The sequence below is a fragment of the Bacillus sp. FSL R10-2201 genome (assembly GCF_038008665.1).
In the GTDB taxonomy this organism is placed as follows: domain Bacteria; phylum Bacillota; class Bacilli; order Bacillales; family Bacillaceae_G; genus Bacillus_A; species Bacillus_A mycoides.
In genome coordinates this window covers 1926318-1944676 of record NZ_JBBOZP010000001.1, presented here as the reverse complement: position 1 = coordinate 1944676, position 18359 = coordinate 1926318, and the positions used below count along the sequence as shown (strand labels likewise).

Here is an 18359-nt window from a genome sequence, read left to right as displayed (position 1 = left end):
CCCTAGTTTGTACTAAGTGGAAGGATTGCGAACGATCTTATATAATATCGCCCTTTCCATCCACCTTTGTATTTAATTTATTATTCATTACAGTCATATTCGCCATAATACATCACTCCGATCTTATTTTAATTACTCTCATTATATGGAATGTCGATTTAAAAAGCTACTTTATTTGACGAAATTTTCGAATAACTTTCTCTTTAACATTCTAATTTGTCCACGATGACTAATTTCATCTTCTATCACATGAAACCAAAGATAGTGCTGGTTATACGCTACACCTTTAGGCCACTTTCTTTCTGACATTAGCCATGTATCATCTACTTTACTCAAATACTTTAGCGACTCTTCTCGAACACTTTGCAAAAGTTGTACATAATACGGTATGTCATAGCCACGAATAGATTTCCCTGCTTCCCCTAAATACGGTGCATCTTCCCAAATTTCTAATTCTTCTTTTGTAAAGTCACGCTTTTGAAATGAAATAAGCTGATGTGCTTTTTCAATAGCTGCTATATGCTTTAGTAACGCTCCGATGGAATTCCCTCCACTCGGCATAATTAAATCTAATTGCTCAACTGATAGCTCGTTTATTTCCTGTAATGTTACAGCATGCTTACTAATTCCCCTATATTTTTTGTATAACCATCTACACTTCTTATTCGATAATCTATATTCATATCACGCACCCCTTTCTACATTCATATTAAGGAATAACCGCTTCATATAATAGACTGAAATATATCAGATTTTTCTGTTATATTTAAATTGAATACGGAATAAACCTAAACAAACTTTCTCAATATGCTTATATGAAATATTAAAAGGAATCAATATAAAATTATCGAATCTTATTCACTAAAAGGAGTGGATTCGATGGAAATGTATCAATGGCTAACCGCAGTTCTCGTTGGTGGCATTACTGGCTTCGTTTCCCATCTAATCAATAACCAAGGCAAGTTATTGCTTCCACGCCGTTTAAAAACTTTTTTTCATTTTGGATTTTTAACTGATATTTTTACAGGTAGCCTCGCCGCACTTCTTGGACTCGTTTTATTCGATGTCACCTTAATAAAAGAAATTATAAAAGTCTCCATTGTGACCGCTATTTCCGGTCAAACGTTTTTACTTCACCAAGCTCTTGGTGGTGAACAGGCTAAAAATACGCAAATTGGGAAAGCTGATGAGAAAATCCAAGAAATTGACAAACTATTACGACGTTAGTCTATACTTTCTCTAAAAATTATTGTTATAATAAAAAATAAATATTTTCTATTGCGTCGTTTGTCAGAAGAAAGGGTGTTTCGTATGACAAAAAAGAAAATAGAAGATTTCTTAACAAACACCGAAAAAGAGGAACTGCTAGAAAACTATAAATGTTTACGAGAAGCCCGCACAAAAAGCGAAGCTAACTATTTTGGTGAGGCAGTAGACCATCTATTAAATAAAGTAAAAAAACGAATTATTGAAGAAGCAGGAATACATGATGAAAATGCGGCAACAGTTCAATCTAAACGAAAAGCACTGTTTTAGCTAAAACAGTGCTTTTTATTACGGCATTTTTCACATTACTTTCACATCTATTTCACAAATATAAGTAGTCCTATATATTAAACTAAACATATCCTTTTCCAATGAACTATATGCCGATATAAAAATCCCTATCTCTTTAGGGATTTTTATTTTTGGATTCCCCATAATTTTATTACAATACATTTCTATTATTTGTCTACTTTTTTTACCCCCTGCACTCAAAAGCTCCTTCATGTATTTCTTCTCTTTTCAACTAATCTTCTAAAATAGATTCAATCTCTTTCATAACTTTTTCATTCAATGAAACATCCACTGCTCTTACACTTTCGCTTATTTGCTTCGCTCGTTTCCCACCAGGAATAACAGTATCAATTCCTTTTTTATTTAATAGCCACGCTAAAGCTAAATGTGATACTTCAAGATTCATTTCTTTAGCTAAATCTTTTAACATCTCAACTTTTTTAAAGTTATTTTTATATGTATTTTCTTCAAATAGATTTACACTTTGACGCCAATCGCCTTCGTTTAATTTAAAATCTTCTGTATATTTCCCGCCTAGTATCCCAAAAGCAAGAGGCCCGTACGGTATAAATGAAATACCTGATTCTATACAATATGGCAAAAGTTCTTCCCCAGCAGCACGATCCAACATATTATACGGTGATTGTACAACATCTATATGTCCGTGCTGATTCGCTTCTTTTAATTGCTCTACATTTACGTTAGATATTCCAATTGAACGAATTTTCCCCTCTTCTTTTAGGCGAGTAAGTTCTCCAATTGAATCTATGTAACTTGTTTCAGGATTTGTAAAATGTAAATAATATAAATCAATATAATCAGTTTGTAATCTTCTTAAGCTATTTTCCACAGCATTTCTTAAATAGCTTCGTTCATTATTAATATGAGCCTCTCCATTTAATAACGGCTGAATTCCACCTTTTGTAGCAAGTACAAACTCGTGGCGTTTTCCTTTTAATACTTCTCCTACCAATTCCTCTGATCTACCGAAACCGTATGAATCTGCTGTATCAAAAAATGTAATCCCTTGCTGAATTGCTTCTTCTATTAATCTTTTTCCTTCTTCCTCATTCACATCAGCATATAAATTATGTCCCCCAACAGCGTTTGTTCCTAATCCCAACTTCGAAATATTTAGTCCTGCCTTTTGCAATTTTGTATACTTCATTTTTTATCCCCCTATATTTCTATTGTTCGATTATATTCGAACAATAGAAATATACCACTTTATATGTTATAGTGCAAATATATTAACTTATACAAGCAGGTGAAAAAATGCGTACTCTCTATCATCCAAATCGAGAAGAAATTCAATTCTCTTCTGTCTTATATGCACTTAGCGATCAAATTCGTTTACAAATTGTAACTATGCTACTAGAGAAAAATGAACAATCTTGTGGCGCGTTAAACATTCCAATTGCAAAATCAACTTTATCTCATCATTTCAAAGTTTTACGTGAATCTGGTGTTATGTTTACACGACTTGAGGGAACGCAACGTTTCATTTCAATTCGTGAAGATGATTTAAATGCTCGATTCCCTGGTTTATTAGATGTTGTAATACATGCGACAGAACCATACTAAAAAACATCTCATATAAATATGAGATGTTTTTTAGTAATTACTATTCTTTTAATAAATCTATTAATCCATTCCCTTCAGATGTACGTTCATACCCTAAAGGTACAGTCCTTTTTATAAGTTGCGCATATATTTCCGGCTCTGATAATTTTCTACCATACTCTCTCTCACACTGCTTTATGAGAAGTGCTAGCGCCCCAGCGACATGCGGCGTCGCCATTGAAGTGCCACTTAATACCGCATATTTCCCCTCTGGATACGTAGACAGTATTTCATCACCCGGCGCTACTAAATCAATTTCTTGATTTGAATTACTAAAGCATGAAATTTTCCGCTCTAAATTAACAGCACCTACTTCAATTACTTCAGAATAAGCACCTGGAAAATCTAATTCTTCAGTATCATCGTTACAATCTCCATCATTTCCTGCAGCGCACACGACAAGTACGTCTTGTTTTACCGCATTTTGAATAGCTTCATGTAACTCTGGTACATCTTGCGGACCACCAAGTGACATTGAAATAATTCTCACTTTCTCTTTATTCGGTCCTCTCCAATTTACAGCATAATGAATGGCCTCAATAATTTGCTCATAACTTCCAGAACCATCTCCAGCTAATACTTTTAAAACTAACATTTTAGAAAGTGGTGCGACTCCTAGTACACCCACTCCATTTTCAGTCGCTGCAATTGTCCCCGCTACATGAGTACCATGCCCATTATTATCAAGATAAATATTGGGATTTCCTTCATAATCTTTTGTGAAATTTCTCCCACCAATAATACGATCTTTTAAATCAACATGATTTACATCACAACCTGTATCTAAAACAGCAACGACAATATCTTTTCCTTTCGCGCTCTTTTCCCATACTTGCGGAGCATGAATCAATTGTACACCTGGTGGAATTTCATTTACTTGTTCAACCACTTTATTTACAGTAAACGGAATTAATTTAATGCCTTTTTGTTTATTCGCTGTACTACTATTCATCGTAATCCCTCCTGAAAATATATTATTTTCATTTCAGACCACTATTGAATGCGTTTAGATTTAACATTCGTTTTATTCGTTCCATTTCCCTTCCTCTCAAATGTTTCTCAATAAACAAAAGAAAAGGACCATTAATGGTCCTTTTCTTTTTCAGTTTTTCAATAGAATAATATAAAGTGAAACTATAATCAGTGGGTGGTGTTCATCCCCCACTGATTATTAGCCCTCACCAATCGGGCGTTTACGGGCAATTGATCTCCCACCTAACTTCTTTGCTTCAGCCGAGTTTTGAGGTGGGAGTTTTACTGCCCACAAATAGCGGGATAAATTAAGACTAAATCTTACTCTTGTTCAAAAACTGCTCAATTTCTTTTATTACATGTTTTGCGCCTTCTATACTAACAGTAATGTTTCCATTTGCTAATGAAATATTTTGATCTGAAACATCACCTGTTATTTGACAAGCATTGTATGGTTGATATTTTTGTAAAATGACTTTGTCTTCTTCTACAAAAATTTCAAGTGGTGATTTGATTTGTATTCCTAATACATCCCGTAATTCTTTAGGAATAACTATACGTCCCAATTCATCTACTTTTCGAATAATTCCTGTTGCTTTCATGTTACTCCCCCCTTACTCTCTATTATTTTTTTCACCTCGCTATTTTCATTTTATCACTATATATTTGGTAATGCCTTACTCTTTTTAGAAAATATAGTACAAAAGTTAAAAAAACACATTTAACGAATATTCAATCTTTCTTTCAATTGTTTTAAATAACGCGATCGTATAATTAAGAAGTATACAACTTGAATACCTACGAAAATACTTAATACAATTGTATTTTCTTTAAACAGTGAGTACTCAAACATTTGTCCTAACGCAGTTAATGCTACTGCCCCGTGTAATGTTGCAACTCCAACTGGAACGAAGAATAAAAGCGCTAAGCGGATTGTGACTACTTTCGATAATTCCCCTCTCGTCAATCCAACTTTTCGAATCATTTCAAATAAACGAGTATCGTCCTCCAAATCTGAAAATAAACGGAAGTAAAGGAAGCTTCCTGCACAAACGAAAAATACAATACCAATAAAGAAACCTACAAATAAAATGGGTCCTGCGATTTGTAGACTTTGATTTTGATCGTACTCTTCTGCACTAAACGTTGAATGTTCTTGATAAGGCTTAATCTGATTCGTAAGCTCTTTACCAACCTCAATTTCATCTTTAGCGGATTGTGTTTTATACATATAATCTTTTTCTTCTTTAAATCCATCTTGTAATGAATCATATTGATTTTTAGAGATTACATACACATTACCTCTTAGTATTTTACTTAATGAAGAAGTATTAACTTTTTTCACATTTAAAGGTTCATTCATATTTGGTAAAGTAATTTCTTTTCTTTCTTTCATCGGTGGTCCGGGTATTTCGACTGACAAAAATAAAGCCTCTTTATTTGATACAGTATTAAATGGTTCTCCTGTTAACTTTGCATATTCTTTATAATCTGATTCTTTTATAAAAATGGCGCTTCTTAACGACTGCTCCTCCGTTTTCTTCGATGAAATATTTATTTTTGAAGCTGCTATATTATGTTTCTTTAATCCTTCGTCAATGATTTTCAGATGCTGTGGCTCATTGCTATTACCTTGCTTAGACTGATAGTGAAACGCAATTGGTCTGTCCATAATTTCTTTCGTCATCGAAGCAAACCCAACCAATGTACCTATTGCTGAAAATGCTACTGTTGAAATAATCGTTACAATAAAGAACATTCTTGCGTTATCTCTCATACGGTATGCTAAATCTGACAAAGTAATAATATTTGTCTGTGTCCAATAGAAACGTTTACTTTTTTTACATAGTCTAATAATAAAGACGCTCAACTGCTTGTACAGCAAATACGTACCAATAATGACTACCGTTGTAACAGGAATCATCATTATAAATACCATTGCACCATGTGACATAAGAGCTCCTGCATAACCAGCACTAAGCAATACTACTGCTAATATAGAAGAAATTATAGATGCCTTCGGTTCTGGCTTCGCCTCTGCTGATCCTCTAAACAATTTCATAATTTTATTTTTACGAACCATTCCTGCACTAAACAATGAAATGATCATAAATAATACGAAAAACATAATACTCGTTACAACAATCGCTTTCATCGGTATGTAATAGGATAAAGAGATATCTAGTTTTAATATCATCGGAGCTACAAATATTAATATTCCTGAAAACAACATACCTGAAAGAATCCCAAAAATTATTGCCCCTATTCCAATCATTATATTTTCAAAGAAGATAAGACGCTTTAATTGATATTTCGTCATACCTAACATCATTAAAATTCCTAGTTCACGCTTTCTCGTTTTTAAAAACATTCCCATTGAATATAAAATAAAGAAGAATGTAAATAAGTAAATAATAGACTGCGCAAAAGACATACTTACGAATACGTACTGTCCTAATTCTCCAGCACTTAATGCCGGATGAAACGCAAAAAATGAATACACAAAAAAGGCCATAATTGCAAATGCACTACTCAAAAAATAAGCTGAGTATGTTCGTCTATTTCGCGTTACATTTCGAAATGCGAGTTCTCTAATGTTCATACTACTTCTCCGCCCTTCTACTAACTATACTTTTATATTAGTAAAGTTCGGAAATACCTTCCATCGATTCAAATGACAAAAACCTTACATTATTGAAAGGTTTTAAACAATTGCTTATATAAAACAGTTTCATTATAATGACTACATTCATATTCATACACGCATCCTATTGTATATTCGTTAGTTTTGCGAAATAATAAAGGATAGAAGTATGTACCAATATACATATAAACTTATTTACCGCTTTAATATGAATAGGAGGAAAACATAATGACATTACAAGAACAAATTATGAAAGCATTACATGTTCAGCCTGTAATTGATCCGAAAGTAGAAATTCGTAAACGAATTGATTTCTTAAAAGCTTATTTAAAAACTACAGGTGCAAAAGGATTTGTACTTGGAATTAGCGGCGGACAAGACTCTACACTGGCAGGACGTTTAGCACAGCTTGCAGTCGAAGAAGTTCGTAATGAAGGTGGTAACGCAACGTTTATCTCCGTACGTCTTCCATACAAAGTACAAAAAGATGAAGATGATGCACAATTAGCATTACAATTTATTCAAGCTGATCAGTCTGTTGCTTTTGATATCGCTTCAACTGTTGATTCCTTCTCAAATCAATACGAAAACTTATTAGGTGAATCATTAACAGATTTCAATAAAGGAAACGTAAAAGCACGCATTCGCATGGTTACACAATACGCAATCGGCGGACAACAAGGGCTACTCGTTATCGGAACTGATCATGCTGCTGAAGCTGTAACAGGTTTCTTCACAAAATTCGGAGATGGCGGTGCAGATTTATTACCATTAACGGGATTAACGAAACGCCAAGGACGTGATTTATTACAAGAATTAGGTGCAGACGAGCGACTTTACTTAAAAATGCCAACAGCTGATTTATTAGATGAAAAACCAGGTCAAGCTGATGAAACAGAGCTAGGCATTACTTACGATCAATTAGATGACTATTTAGAAGGTAAATCCGTTCCAGCTGACGTTGCTGAAAAGATCGAGAAGCGTTACAAAGTGAGTGAACATAAAAGACAAGTACCAGCGTCAATGTTTGATGATTGGTGGAAATAGAACATAAAAAAGAAGCTAATCTCATTTAGCTTCTTTTTTATACGTTAACGATATACCCCTACTCTTTTCTCTAATAAATCCTGCAAGCAATCTTCATGTTGTTTATTAAACAATGGCGGCATTTTGTCTAAAGGGAAAAACTGCAAATCTAACGTTTCATCACCGTCTATTTTTGTATTCCCTCCAACGATTGAAAACTTAAAGAATATTACAATTGCCTGTGCCTGATCTCCATTCGGATATGCTTGAAAATATTTCGTATACACACCAATGAGCTCATCAATTTCCACATCATATCCTGTTTCTTCTTTTATTTCTCGAATCGCAGTTTCTGCCGCAGATTCCCCGATCTCCATTGCACCGCCTGGAAATCCCCAAGCATTAAAGTCTCCTCTTTTTTGCAGAAGCACTTCACCAAATTCATTAAATACACAACCTCCTGCAAAATTCAAAATAACATAATCATGCCCTATTTTTTCACGTAATTCCTTTATATAATTCGCCATCTGCTTCTCCTTTTTATCCATCTTCCATTATTCTTTCTTATCTTTTTCAAGCAATTCAATAATCCGATCTAACTTCTGATTCATATTAATCACATGTTGTTTTTTCATAGTGTTTTTTTGCAATAATCTTTTAATGAACAGAGTAAATGATACAAAAAACAAAACGATAAGCCCGATTACTAGACAAAAATATATCAATGCAAATATATTATTTTCGAACAAATTCATTCAGCTATCACATCCTCTATTTTCAATTATTTTATCACGCAATTCTAAATAGTCAACGATATTATAAATCAAACACAAAAAGAGCACCTTTTAAAGATGCTCTTTTTCATTAATACGTAAATGTAATTGTCGCTAATGAATAACCTGCCATTGCACTATATGGCGCAACTTGATAAGATACACGCTTTGCACCTTTTGGCCAAGCTATTTCATCTAGTACTTTCTTTATATCTTGCATCGTTCCATCCATTGACTGCTTATATCGTACTTCTACTTTTTCTGGCTTGGAAGCAAATTGTTGCTGTAATTTTTTCTTAAACTCATTGTAATTTTCCGCTCCGTATTGTGCAGATAAATACTTTAAATTTGTTTCTTTTAACATTTGTTCATATACAGCAGTTTTTGAACTACCGGCTTTTATTTTGCTTGTTAATTCGTTGAAGTAGCTTGTAGTTGCCGCTGGATATTCACTACGATCCCATTCATGGTCTTTGCTTAATTGTTCATCAGACATATTAAAATATGAATATGTTACGCGCCCAGCTTTATCAGGAACTGGATCATCGAATGTAGTATCAAGGTGGTACCACTTGTTATCAATGTTCACTAAATTCCATGCGTGAGCTTGTCCATTCCCTGTACCTGTTACAATATGATTTTGAATACCTGCTTCTTTTAGTAATTGATATGTTAACAATGTATATCCTTGGCAAACGGCAGAACGATTCGCTAACGCTTCATACGCTGTATATGCTTGATAAGAAGTATCATATGATACTTCTTTCACAACATAATCATGAATAGCTTTCACTTTTTCATGTTCATCCATGCCTTGTTTAATGATAGAATTTACAATTGCTTTCGCCTGAGACTTTACATACTGTGTTTGCTCTTTTGATTCACGATACTTCACTTGTAATGTAAATGTATAATTCCCTGGCATCCCTTTTATAGAATATTTAGTAGACGCTACATTATATTTTACATACTCATCAGCATCTACAATTTTATTAAACTCGCCATACAATTGGTCCATAATATTTCTAGCATTTCTATCTTTTGTTTTATATGTGATTGTAATATTTTCTTCTCTATTATCAATCTGTTTTTTTAATTCTTTTCTGAAATCATTTAACAACTTTGCATCTGATTGTGTTGTCACTGTAGTCGGATTCGTAGCCGCATAAGATACAGCTGACGCCTGTAAGCCTCCCATTACTATAGTTGAACAAAGTGCGGCAGCTGTCACATACTTACTTGTCTTTCCCATCTTGTCACTCCTTACATTCTATAACTATACAAAAAAGTATCGTATAGTTTCAGAGTATACAATATTTTTTAAAATAGGTCATATGAGATTATGCATATTTAACATTTTTAAAAGGGTTGTTCTTTTAGAAAAAGAACAACCCTTTTTTTAGCAAGTTTGCAACACACAGCATGTATTTTCAAAATGGCGATTTTTCAAGTCTTCATTTCCAATACAGAAATAAAGCATCCCTAAATCTCCCCACATCATATTACAATTTTTAGTATCTGAATCAATTTGGAATAAGAGCGTCATATGCTGTGGATCTATCCCCATATATTGTCCAGTCTCGTACAATACCTCATCTTGTACAGAGAATGGTTCTCCAAACATTTGATGATTATCATAGTTGTCTGGGATTAGCTCTTCAAGTAATTGCAAGAAACGATCTGAATCCGCCTCATCTTCAATGAAAAGCTCTGGCAATTTATATGTCAGTTCAAAATTAATTGCACACTGGTTATATTTCGCTTGTATTTCATCTGCTCTACGTAATTGCTCTACAGGGATATTATAATAAAGTACACGTCCAGCTTCGGTTGGATCCACATCTTCTTCAAAGTAATTTTCAATACTAAAGAAATATAACATCCCTGTCTTAGGAAGATTGTGATCCATACCAACGTTTTGTAAATCACTTAAATTAAATTGTGCGATAAAACGTAACGGATTCTCTTTGTATGTTGGATATTCAAATGTATTTGGCAAATCAGGAACTCCGCCCATTTTCGAACTGCCTATCGTAATTATTTCCTGTTGTTTTGGCACAACTTTTACACAAGGAAATACAGTATTAATAAGTTCCTGTTTCAAATGTGTTAGTTCATATTTATCAATTAATATTTCAATTTTCTTTTCCATAAATTCTCCTTACATTTACATACTTATTTGTATCATAGCACAAAGATTATACTCCATTCATTGTAAAATCAACAAGCCCTCCAAAAAACGGGCTTATCCCTCGTACGCGAACAAGTTTAAAAAAGCATAGTATACATTGTTCCTACAAACACGATAGTTCTTTATTTCTTCCAGTACATTTTCCCCTCGTTCATTTTTATTTTTAATTTAAGGAGGAATTCCACATGGGTTACGGATATAGTTGCGGCGGCTACGGCGGTGGTTACGGTTACGGCGGTAGTTGTGGTGGATGTGGTTATGGAGGTTTCGCTTTATTAATCGTTTTATTTATCCTTCTAATCATCATCGGCGCTAGCTGTTGGGGCGGCTTTGTAGGCTGCTAGTAAACTTAAAAACTATTGTAAAAAAGCACGTACAATACGTGCTTTTTTTCCATTTTCATTTTTTAGAAAGGAAGTATGTTCAATGAAAATTGATGGTGTTTTTGAAGGAGGCGGTGTACGCGGAATTGCGCATGTGGGGGCAATTTGCGCGTTAGCCGAAAAAGGATATGAATGGGAGCGCGTAGCTGGAACATCAGCCGGCGCTATTATTGCGGCTCTTCTAGCAGCAGGATATTCTTGTTCCGAATTAAAAACGATTGTAACAGACATTGATTATGAAAAATTCACTAAAAAAACTTTTCTTGATAGAATCCCCTTTATTGGTAAAGGATTAAGCGCTTGGTCTACTCTAGGTATTTATTCAAATGTATTTCTCGAAGAATGGCTAGAAGACCTGCTTAGAAAAAAAGGAATTCATTTGTTTACAGACTTACCCGATTTGAATAAACTCAAAATTATTGCTTCAGATATAAGCAATGGTAAAATGGTTATTTTTCCCGATGACTTACCAAACTACGGATTTTTAAATTATCGCTTCTCTATCGCTAAAGCAGTAAGAATGAGTAGTACAATCCCTTTCTTCTTTGAGCCAGTAAAATGGAGAACACCAAAATGGAAGCAGCCTTGTTATATGGTTGACGGCGGTATTTTAAGTAATTACCCAATTTGGATTTTCGATTCACCGACTTCTCCTCGCTGGCCTACCTTTGGATTTCATTTTGTAAAAGATGAGATTCAAGCTGATCCCGCCCACTATGACGAACCTATTTCCATGTTCAAAGGATTATTTAAAACGATGATGCAAGCTCATGATTTACGGCATTTAGATAAAGAATCAAAGGCTAGAACTATTACAATTCCAACAGGGACGATTACAAGTACAAATTTTGAGTTAACGAAAGAAGAAAAAGAATGGCTGTACAATTCTGGTTATAACTCCGCAAATAAATTTTTACAATCTTGGAACTTCAGACAATATGTTGATGAATATAGAAATGGAAATCAAGATCGCAAAACCAATCGATTTTTCCGTCAACTTGACTCATAATACTTTTATTTTCATACGAGAAGACTTGACGCTTTAATAGTAAATAAGCCTAGTAATTTCATATATTACTAGGCTTATTTATCTCCTACGTACCACACACATTACTTAAGGATAAGTTAACCCTTCAGCTTCTTCCGCGGTAATTACTATGTAACGGTTTCCGGTTCTTAATCCTAACAGTTCTGCTTTTTCAATTGCATCCTGTTTTGTTTCCGCATAAGCAGCTAAATACTTATCTCCATCAATCATTTGGCAAATCACATATTGTTTCATGTTTTTCTCCTTTTACCCTTTAATTAATTGCGCGATCTTTTTTATTCCAACTTCAATTTCTTCTACAGTTGCATAGGAATAAGAAAGACGTAAAAATTGGTTAGCACTTCTATCATACAAAGTGCCTGGGTTTAATAAAATCTTTTCTTGTAAAGCTTTGTCAAATAAACTACGATTCGAGATTGGTAGATTTATATGTAGCCAAATGTAAAAGCTTCCTACTGGCTCATGCCAAGTTGCAATGCCACTACAATACTTTTCTAACATACTTATCATAAAATCTCTACGTTTTTTCAATTCACTTCTTACAAACTGTAAATGTTCATCATACAATCCATTTTCGAACCACTCCGCTGCAATCTGCTGGGATATAGAACTTGAACCATAATCAGTTTGCATTTTTATATCTGCTAATCTTTGAATAACGGATTCTGATCCAACAACCCACCCAATTCTTAAACCAGGACTAATGACTTTGGACATACTTCCAATATGTAGCACGATCCCATTTTTATCATATGCCTTTAAAGGTTTTGAAACTGGTGCATCGAACCATAAATCTTGATATACCGCGTCCTCAATAATAGGTAATCCAATTTCATTACATATCTCCATCACTTCTTCCCTCTTCTTAGCGTTCATACTAAAATTGGTCGGATTATGAAAAGATGGGATTGTATATAAAATAGATGCGTTAAATTGTTTCTTATATCTTGTAATGTATGAAGTATTTATACCATTCTCATTCATTGGTATTCCAATCAAGCGCATTCCTGCTGATTGAAATACATTAAGCGAATATAAATATGATGGTTTTTCTAATAAAATTGACGCTCCTTTCGGAAGAAGCCCCATAGAAATAAGCTGCAATGCTTGAATTGCCCCTGAAACAATTAAAATAGAGTCAGGAGATACATATACCCCATGCCCTTTTAAATATTCCGCAATTTTTTCTCTTAAATGGAGATTCCCTTTCGGTTCCTCATACCCAAGTGGAACATTTGATTGTAAAATTTTATTAATAATACCCTTCATCTTTTTCTCAGGCAAGAGACTCGGTGAAAGTTCACCTGTTCCTAATCGAATTACATTGGGAGTAAATTCAGCTTGATTAATCTCTTGTACAGCAGGAAGATTCGGATAATGAAGTCCTGTTTCTACGTAAGACTGCCAGTTTGGAGGCGGGGCATATGTTGAAGTATTCTCACTATTTTTTATAACAATTGTTCCCTTCCGTCCATTCCCCTCAATATACCCTTTTGCTATTAACTCATCGAAAGCCATTACAATTGTACTTCGGTTCACTTCAAACGCATGCGCCAAAGCTCTTTGTGAAGGTAATTTAGTTCCAATTGTCCATTCCCCATTAACAATTCTCTCTTTTATATAAGATTCTATTTGTTTATACAAAGGAATAGATGAAGACATATTAGGTTTCCAAACGAGCCTTTCCATTATATCACCTCACATATTTTATGGTTGGTAACCTATCCAACCATATGGATGGATACAAATTTTCATTTCTTCTATACAATATAGACTATCATAATTAATCAAATTAAGTAGGAGGTAATCTGATGAGTGAAGCAATTATTCACGGTATCATCCTTGCATTTGGTCTTATCATTCCATTAGGTGTCCAAAATGTTTTCGTCTTTAACCAAGGCGCTAGTCAACCAAATATTTGGCGAGCTGCTCCTGTAGTCTTGACTGCATCTATATGTGATACATTATTAATATTAATTGCTGTACAAGGTGTCTCCCTTGTCCTCTTAACTTTCTCTTGGTTAACAACCACCTTGTATATGATTGGATTTTTCTTTCTTATGTATATGGGCTGGGTTATTTGGAGAAGCGATTCTTCAAATGATGTAAAACAAGAAAAAAGCATGCCTTTAAAAAATCAAATTATTTTCGCCGCATCAGTTTCATTACTAAATCCACACGCAATTTTAGACACAATTGGTGTAATCGGAACAAACTCTATACAGTACATAGGAAGTGAGAAATGGGCTTTCACTTTTGCAACAATTATAGTTTCTTGGATCTGGTTTATTAGTTTAGCTTTTGCTGGAAAATTTCTAAAAGGATTTGACTCAACAGGAAAAACGATTATAGTATTAAATAAAATTTCAGGGCTACTCATATGGGGAGTCGCACTTTATATGTTAAAACAAGTTGTTTTTCCTAACTAATTAAAGAGAATTGCATGTTATGTAATTGGCATGCAATTCTCTTTCTCATTATGAAGTTGGTTCCGGTTTCTATTTTAACATCATTTCATCTTTTGCTGGTTTAATCCAAATAATTGCTATGACAGCACCAATAGCAGCGAAGATGCTTGTTAAATAAAACACTTCATGGTCTGCCCCTTTCATAAAAAAAGAATACAGGGGTGGTCCAGCTGCTACACCGATAAATCGCATTGAACTATAAAATGACGTAACTGTCCCCCTCTGCTCTTTTTCAATCCCTTGTGTAATAAGAGCATCTAGACATGGTAACGCCATACCAATTCCTCCCCCCATAATAACGAGACAAAGAAGTAGCAAATAGATTCCTTTTAGAAATAAAGGTAAGAAGACAGATGCAGCAGCCAGTAAAAATCCAATATAGATACACTTTTTCATAATATCTTGTTTATCTCCAATTTTTTTACCAGCCATATATGAGCTAAGTGATAGTACAAGTAAAGGAATAGCGAGTACACACCCTTTCCATATACCATGAATATCGTACTTCGACTCCAGTATAGTTGACAGATAAAAAAGTATTCCGAATAAAATAAGCATAATAATTGCACCTAGTATAAAAATGGCAATTAACCATCTTCCCTTTTCTCGAAACGTAGAGATAATAGATTGAATAAATTCTTTAAGTGGTGGGACTTCTTCTTCTTGTTTCTTCGCCTTTACTAGTACCAGTAGTAAAACAATCGATATTACACATAAAACTGGAATCGCCCAAAATGGTAAGAACCATACAATAGCTGCAAGAGCTGATCCTAATATGGGACTCAATACTTTTCCAAATGTATTTGACGTCTCAATGATTCCTAAACCTGCACTAACCTGTTTTTCATCTTTGTATAAATCACCGACACATGGTATGACAACTGGCATAGCACCAGCAGCACCTATCCCTTGAATTGCTCTTCCGATAAGAATCCAAACATAAGGGTTATCAACTTTCCATGATACCCATCCCGTTATCGCTCCTCCAATAGCTGCAATTAATAAACTTGGAACCATTACCATCTTTCGTCCCCATCTATCTGATAAATAACCAGCAATCGGTATAAGTATAATTGCAATGATAGAATAAATTGTAATTATCATGGATACTTGGAAAGATGAAATATGTAATTTCTTTTCAATGGTTGGCAGGATTGGAATAAGCATTGAATTACCTAGCGTCATAACAAGTGGAACTGATGCAAGTGCAATTAAACAACAGTTTTCTTTTTTTAACATGTTGATTTCGGAACCTTTCATCATATATTTCTTACCATATAATAGCCCTGCTGGAAATTATGTTTACATTCCACCAGGGCTATTTCATCTTTACTACTTTCCATTTACAACAAAAGAAATTGGATAAAATATAGCATTACTCCTATTCTTTGAATCCTGTTCACAATATATCCATACCAATTAATTGAAAATAAAAAAGAAAGGAAGAATCCTTCCTTTCTCCTATAACCTTCTACATTTAGCGAGTATATCCGCCACCAAGCTGTTGTTCTGCCATTGCTACAAGGCGTTTTGTAATTTCACCGCCTACAGAACCGTTTGCACGTGAAGAAGTATCAGCTCCAAGCTGTACACCAAACTCTTGTGCAATTTCATATTTCATTTGATCTAGAGCTGCTTGTGCTCCATGTGATGCTAATTGATTAGCGTTACGATTTCTAGCCATTACCGATCACCTCCTTATATATATTAAACTGTATCAAATCCGAAATTAAATACATGGTAATTTTTGGTTATTGATAAAATAAAAAAAGAGTCTCCTAAACGAGACTCTTTCATCATTTCACCTTATGAACTTACTACTTCTAATTTTCTATTCGTTAATGCTTTCATTTCTTCTTTCAATATATCTTTCGCATTATGCCCAAACCATTCAAGCGAAGCAAAATGATCAGTATCTCTCACTTCCCGGATGATTTCATCATAGTTTACAATACCTTCAAATAATGGAACCATTCCTATACGACTTCCAGCAGCGGCATATACATTATTTGGTTCAAACACGTGTAAATACTCCGCTGATGATATATTCTTAAAATGGTAATGTTGTATCCACGGCTTTAATCGATGAAAACTATCTACAGGGTCTGCACCAGACTCCCATATATGAAGAAAATCAAGGTTTATTTTTAAATATGGATGATTTACTTCTTCTAACAATTTCAAAGTAGACGGCAAAGTATCCGTTAACGTATTTGGATGTGTTTCTAATAGTATATACATATTATGCGGAGCAAATAGATCACAAATCATGCGAATTCGCTCCACATACTCTTTTCTCTCTTGTTCCGAGAAATCCTCACTACCTTTTTGCCCGGCAAACGTACGAATTTTATTTGTATTAAACCAATTAGCTAGTGTTACCAGCTGTTCACATTTTTCCATCGTTTTTTGAAAATCCGCTAATAATGATATGTCCAAGTAATCACTTATCATCGTAACTTCTAAATTTTTATCCTTTAAATAATCTATTTCTCGTTCTGTCGTTTCACGCTCTTGCATATATAAATTTTGTGCATGGGTCCCCCACAACTCAATTCCTTCAAAACCGTTTTCGTATGCAAATTGAACAATATCAGTAAATGAAATTAGTTGATGGCGAAATGAAATTGTACATAGCGAATATTTCATTGGTTTGAACTCCCTTATCTTAAATTCAATGAACTTGTATTAGTTAAGAAAGACTGATTTGTTATCATTTCTTTCCATAACAGAAACTGTTTCTCTAGTTCATCCTTAATTTGCAGTTCAATTGTATTCATTTCATCAAGTTTCTCAACAATTGGTAATAACATATCTTTATTATTTGTCATTGCCATTTTAATAGCACGGTACTGTACATTTGTAAATCCTTGTACAATGTCTTCCACTCGATCACACCAATAATCAAATTCTTGCTCCGAATATTGTAAAGTTTCACGGAAGTATGCAAAGGCATGTTCATAGCTATATTTACGTATTGCCAATACGGGTATTTGCTTTACTGCCGTTACGAGCCCGGAAAGTGAATACCCATCCTCTTCATTTACCATTTTTATTATTAATTTTTTTAATTCCATTGTTAGTTCATTATCATCTTTTTTGAATGTTTCCATGAAATAACTTTCTACCATCTCTTGTGTTGGCTCCTGAATTCCTTCTATATCAATGAAATAGCCTCCACCAAATGGGTTGTCTTTAACAGAATGGAGCACTTTTTCTCTTTCCATATTCCCTTCCCAGCGAAAATCAGGATCAAGCATGAACCATTCATCTTCTTTCTCTGTCTTCGATATCATTAAGTAATGCGGAAACGGTTTTTGATGAAACTTATTTTCTCTCTCAGGCAATAAAGACATATCAACCATTACAATTACGTAACGATTTTCTGGCTTATTTTCTACTAATTCTAAAAATGTTTCTACATTGCTACTTTTATCTTTTGAATGATCGTACCATTCGTTCACTTTAATGCCATACAATTTTTCATACCAAAGTAAGTAGTTATCATGATTAATGTTTTCGGAATGATAAGAAATAATCCCGCCTTCTGTTATATCAAAATCTCCATCCCATAATCCGAAATAAAATGGACGGAAATCTATATCGCTACGCCTTTTTATAATTTCACAAAAACAACTCACTAAACAGTGAACTTTAATTGAAGTCATACTCTC

Annotated in this window: 22 protein-coding genes and 1 pseudogene; 7 read left to right on the top strand and 16 right to left on the bottom strand. The window is 34.1% G+C overall.

Annotation, left to right across the window (positions count from 1 at the left end; all coding sequences use genetic code 11):
• Window positions 1-171: 171 nt before the first annotated feature.
• Window positions 172-683 (bottom strand): annotated as a pseudogene (locus NSQ69_RS10105) (DinB family protein).
• A gap of 196 nt (window positions 684-879) precedes the next feature.
• Here NSQ69_RS10105 and NSQ69_RS10100 point away from each other — a divergent pair.
• Both NSQ69_RS10100 and NSQ69_RS10095 read left to right on the top strand, forming a co-directional pair.
• Window positions 880-1227 carry a DUF4257 domain-containing protein gene (locus tag NSQ69_RS10100; protein WP_000426320.1) on the top strand — a complete coding sequence of 116 codons (348 nt, stop codon included), beginning with the start codon at window positions 880-882 and terminating at the stop codon, window positions 1225-1227.
• Window positions 1228-1311: 84 nt separating this feature from the next.
• Window positions 1312-1536 carry a hypothetical protein gene (locus NSQ69_RS10095; RefSeq protein WP_002012407.1) on the top strand — a complete coding sequence of 75 codons (225 nt, stop codon included), beginning with the start codon at window positions 1312-1314 and terminating at the stop codon, window positions 1534-1536.
• A 30-nt stretch (window positions 1537-1566) separates the two neighbouring features.
• Here NSQ69_RS10095 and NSQ69_RS10090 read toward each other — a convergent pair whose 3' ends face one another.
• Window positions 1567-1770 carry a hypothetical protein gene (locus NSQ69_RS10090; RefSeq protein WP_341099209.1) on the bottom strand — a complete coding sequence of 68 codons (204 nt, stop codon included), beginning with the start codon at window positions 1768-1770 and terminating at the stop codon, window positions 1567-1569.
• Between the two features lie 19 nt (window positions 1771-1789).
• Window positions 1790-2725 carry an aldo/keto reductase gene (locus NSQ69_RS10085; protein ID WP_088045661.1) on the bottom strand — a complete coding sequence of 312 codons (936 nt, stop codon included), beginning with the start codon at window positions 2723-2725 and terminating at the stop codon, window positions 1790-1792.
• Window positions 2726-2832: 107 nt separating this feature from the next.
• Here NSQ69_RS10085 and NSQ69_RS10080 point away from each other — a divergent pair, with 107 nt between their 5' ends.
• Window positions 2833-3141, top strand: coding sequence for an ArsR/SmtB family transcription factor (locus tag NSQ69_RS10080; protein ID WP_016102179.1), 309 nt, complete (start codon window positions 2833-2835; stop codon window positions 3139-3141).
• 40 nt (window positions 3142-3181) lie between these two features.
• On the opposite strand, the gene NSQ69_RS10075 is transcribed toward NSQ69_RS10080, so the two are convergent.
• From NSQ69_RS10075 to NSQ69_RS10065, 3 genes are all read right to left on the bottom strand, one after another.
• On the bottom strand, window positions 3182-4132 hold the full coding sequence (locus NSQ69_RS10075) for a serine protease (RefSeq protein WP_002012402.1): 951 nt from the start codon (window positions 4130-4132) through the stop codon (window positions 3182-3184).
• A gap of 334 nt (window positions 4133-4466) precedes the next feature.
• Complete coding sequence (locus tag NSQ69_RS10070) at window positions 4467-4754, bottom strand: AbrB/MazE/SpoVT family DNA-binding domain-containing protein (protein WP_002012401.1); 288 nt, start codon at window positions 4752-4754, stop codon at window positions 4467-4469.
• A 119-nt stretch (window positions 4755-4873) separates the two neighbouring features.
• Window positions 4874-6754 carry an FtsX-like permease family protein gene (locus NSQ69_RS10065; protein WP_002012400.1) on the bottom strand — a complete coding sequence of 627 codons (1881 nt, stop codon included), beginning with the start codon at window positions 6752-6754 and terminating at the stop codon, window positions 4874-4876.
• A 270-nt stretch (window positions 6755-7024) separates the two neighbouring features.
• On the opposite strand from NSQ69_RS10065, the gene nadE reads away from it, so the two are divergent.
• A complete protein-coding gene (nadE, locus tag NSQ69_RS10060; protein WP_002012398.1) occupies window positions 7025-7843 on the top strand; it encodes an ammonia-dependent NAD(+) synthetase in 819 nt (272 codons plus the stop codon).
• A 44-nt stretch (window positions 7844-7887) separates the two neighbouring features.
• Here nadE and NSQ69_RS10055 read toward each other — a convergent pair whose 3' ends face one another.
• The 4 genes from NSQ69_RS10055 to NSQ69_RS10040 all read right to left on the bottom strand — a co-directional run bounded on the left by NSQ69_RS10055 (window position 7888) and on the right by NSQ69_RS10040 (window position 10747).
• The gene (locus NSQ69_RS10055; protein ID WP_002130989.1) at window positions 7888-8349 is read right to left on the bottom strand and encodes an NUDIX hydrolase; all 462 of its coding nucleotides are present in this window, start codon (window positions 8347-8349) and stop codon (window positions 7888-7890) included.
• A 27-nt stretch (window positions 8350-8376) separates the two neighbouring features.
• The gene (locus tag NSQ69_RS10050; RefSeq protein ID WP_002064945.1) at window positions 8377-8577 is read right to left on the bottom strand and encodes a DUF4083 domain-containing protein; all 201 of its coding nucleotides are present in this window, start codon (window positions 8575-8577) and stop codon (window positions 8377-8379) included.
• A 109-nt stretch (window positions 8578-8686) separates the two neighbouring features.
• The gene (locus NSQ69_RS10045) at window positions 8687-9847 is read right to left on the bottom strand and encodes a transglutaminase domain-containing protein (protein ID WP_002064944.1); all 1161 of its coding nucleotides are present in this window, start codon (window positions 9845-9847) and stop codon (window positions 8687-8689) included.
• A gap of 147 nt (window positions 9848-9994) precedes the next feature.
• A complete protein-coding gene (locus NSQ69_RS10040; protein WP_002126958.1) occupies window positions 9995-10747 on the bottom strand; it encodes a YwqG family protein in 753 nt (250 codons plus the stop codon).
• A 224-nt stretch (window positions 10748-10971) separates the two neighbouring features.
• On the opposite strand from NSQ69_RS10040, the gene NSQ69_RS10035 reads away from it, so the two are divergent.
• Together NSQ69_RS10035 and NSQ69_RS10030 are read left to right on the top strand one after the other, a co-directional pair.
• Window positions 10972-11130 carry a YjcZ family sporulation protein gene (locus NSQ69_RS10035; protein WP_000540422.1) on the top strand — a complete coding sequence of 53 codons (159 nt, stop codon included), beginning with the start codon at window positions 10972-10974 and terminating at the stop codon, window positions 11128-11130.
• 82 nt (window positions 11131-11212) lie between these two features.
• Complete coding sequence (locus tag NSQ69_RS10030) at window positions 11213-12178, top strand: patatin-like phospholipase family protein (RefSeq protein WP_002126956.1); 966 nt, start codon at window positions 11213-11215, stop codon at window positions 12176-12178.
• A gap of 105 nt (window positions 12179-12283) precedes the next feature.
• On the opposite strand, the gene NSQ69_RS10025 is transcribed toward NSQ69_RS10030, so the two are convergent.
• Window positions 12284-12451 (bottom strand): DUF3933 family protein, encoded by a 168-nt coding sequence (locus NSQ69_RS10025; protein ID WP_000816387.1) that lies wholly within the window; start codon window positions 12449-12451, stop codon window positions 12284-12286.
• A 12-nt stretch (window positions 12452-12463) separates the two neighbouring features.
• On the bottom strand, window positions 12464-13906 hold the full coding sequence (locus NSQ69_RS10020) for an aminotransferase-like domain-containing protein (protein WP_002126954.1): 1443 nt from the start codon (window positions 13904-13906) through the stop codon (window positions 12464-12466).
• 122 nt (window positions 13907-14028) lie between these two features.
• On the opposite strand from NSQ69_RS10020, the gene NSQ69_RS10015 reads away from it, so the two are divergent.
• Entirely contained in the window at window positions 14029-14646 is a 618-nt protein-coding gene (locus NSQ69_RS10015; protein WP_002126952.1) for a LysE/ArgO family amino acid transporter, read from the top strand.
• Between the two features lie 69 nt (window positions 14647-14715).
• Here NSQ69_RS10015 and NSQ69_RS10010 read toward each other — a convergent pair whose 3' ends face one another.
• The 4 genes from NSQ69_RS10010 to NSQ69_RS09995 form a co-directional block, all read right to left on the bottom strand.
• Complete coding sequence (locus tag NSQ69_RS10010) at window positions 14716-15924, bottom strand: MFS transporter (RefSeq protein ID WP_321145790.1); 1209 nt, start codon at window positions 15922-15924, stop codon at window positions 14716-14718.
• Window positions 15925-16162: 238 nt separating this feature from the next.
• Window positions 16163-16369, bottom strand: a complete 207-nt coding sequence (locus tag NSQ69_RS10005; RefSeq protein WP_000113539.1) for an alpha/beta-type small acid-soluble spore protein — start codon at window positions 16367-16369, stop codon at window positions 16163-16165.
• Between the two features lie 122 nt (window positions 16370-16491).
• Window positions 16492-17334 carry a sugar phosphate isomerase/epimerase family protein gene (locus NSQ69_RS10000; protein WP_002126948.1) on the bottom strand — a complete coding sequence of 281 codons (843 nt, stop codon included), beginning with the start codon at window positions 17332-17334 and terminating at the stop codon, window positions 16492-16494.
• 14 nt (window positions 17335-17348) lie between these two features.
• Complete coding sequence (locus NSQ69_RS09995; RefSeq protein WP_002126945.1) at window positions 17349-18353, bottom strand: DUF6005 family protein; 1005 nt, start codon at window positions 18351-18353, stop codon at window positions 17349-17351.
• Between the last annotated feature and the right edge of the window lie 6 nt (window positions 18354-18359).

What these genes read in the sequence shown, in the direction of transcription:
- NSQ69_RS10100 (WP_000426320.1), top strand. Translation starts at nt 880, where the DNA reads ATGGAAATGTATCAATGGCTAACCGCAGTTCTCGTTGGTGGCATTACT.
- NSQ69_RS10095 (WP_002012407.1), top strand. Translation starts at nt 1,312, where the DNA reads ATGACAAAAAAGAAAATAGAAGATTTCTTAACAAACACCGAAAAAGAG.
- NSQ69_RS10090 (WP_341099209.1), bottom strand. Translation starts at nt 1,770, where the DNA reads ATGAAGGAGCTTTTGAGTGCAGGGGGTAAAAAAAGTAGACAAATAATA.
- NSQ69_RS10085 (WP_088045661.1), bottom strand. Translation starts at nt 2,725, where the DNA reads ATGAAGTATACAAAATTGCAAAAGGCAGGACTAAATATTTCGAAGTTG.
- NSQ69_RS10080 (WP_016102179.1), top strand. Translation starts at nt 2,833, where the DNA reads ATGCGTACTCTCTATCATCCAAATCGAGAAGAAATTCAATTCTCTTCT.
- NSQ69_RS10075 (WP_002012402.1), bottom strand. Translation starts at nt 4,132, where the DNA reads ATGAATAGTAGTACAGCGAATAAACAAAAAGGCATTAAATTAATTCCG.
- NSQ69_RS10070 (WP_002012401.1), bottom strand. Translation starts at nt 4,754, where the DNA reads ATGAAAGCAACAGGAATTATTCGAAAAGTAGATGAATTGGGACGTATA.
- NSQ69_RS10065 (WP_002012400.1), bottom strand. Translation starts at nt 6,754, where the DNA reads ATGAACATTAGAGAACTCGCATTTCGAAATGTAACGCGAAATAGACGA.
- nadE (WP_002012398.1), top strand. Translation starts at nt 7,025, where the DNA reads ATGACATTACAAGAACAAATTATGAAAGCATTACATGTTCAGCCTGTA.
- NSQ69_RS10055 (WP_002130989.1), bottom strand. Translation starts at nt 8,349, where the DNA reads ATGGCGAATTATATAAAGGAATTACGTGAAAAAATAGGGCATGATTAT.
- NSQ69_RS10050 (WP_002064945.1), bottom strand. Translation starts at nt 8,577, where the DNA reads ATGAATTTGTTCGAAAATAATATATTTGCATTGATATATTTTTGTCTA.
- NSQ69_RS10045 (WP_002064944.1), bottom strand. Translation starts at nt 9,847, where the DNA reads ATGGGAAAGACAAGTAAGTATGTGACAGCTGCCGCACTTTGTTCAACT.
- NSQ69_RS10040 (WP_002126958.1), bottom strand. Translation starts at nt 10,747, where the DNA reads ATGGAAAAGAAAATTGAAATATTAATTGATAAATATGAACTAACACAT.
- NSQ69_RS10035 (WP_000540422.1), top strand. Translation starts at nt 10,972, where the DNA reads ATGGGTTACGGATATAGTTGCGGCGGCTACGGCGGTGGTTACGGTTAC.
- NSQ69_RS10030 (WP_002126956.1), top strand. Translation starts at nt 11,213, where the DNA reads ATGAAAATTGATGGTGTTTTTGAAGGAGGCGGTGTACGCGGAATTGCG.
- NSQ69_RS10025 (WP_000816387.1), bottom strand. Translation starts at nt 12,451, where the DNA reads ATGAAACAATATGTGATTTGCCAAATGATTGATGGAGATAAGTATTTA.
- NSQ69_RS10020 (WP_002126954.1), bottom strand. Translation starts at nt 13,906, where the DNA reads ATGGAAAGGCTCGTTTGGAAACCTAATATGTCTTCATCTATTCCTTTG.
- NSQ69_RS10015 (WP_002126952.1), top strand. Translation starts at nt 14,029, where the DNA reads ATGAGTGAAGCAATTATTCACGGTATCATCCTTGCATTTGGTCTTATC.
- NSQ69_RS10010 (WP_321145790.1), bottom strand. Translation starts at nt 15,924, where the DNA reads ATGTTAAAAAAAGAAAACTGTTGTTTAATTGCACTTGCATCAGTTCCA.
- NSQ69_RS10005 (WP_000113539.1), bottom strand. Translation starts at nt 16,369, where the DNA reads ATGGCTAGAAATCGTAACGCTAATCAATTAGCATCACATGGAGCACAA.
- NSQ69_RS10000 (WP_002126948.1), bottom strand. Translation starts at nt 17,334, where the DNA reads ATGAAATATTCGCTATGTACAATTTCATTTCGCCATCAACTAATTTCA.
- NSQ69_RS09995 (WP_002126945.1), bottom strand. Translation starts at nt 18,353, where the DNA reads ATGACTTCAATTAAAGTTCACTGTTTAGTGAGTTGTTTTTGTGAAATT.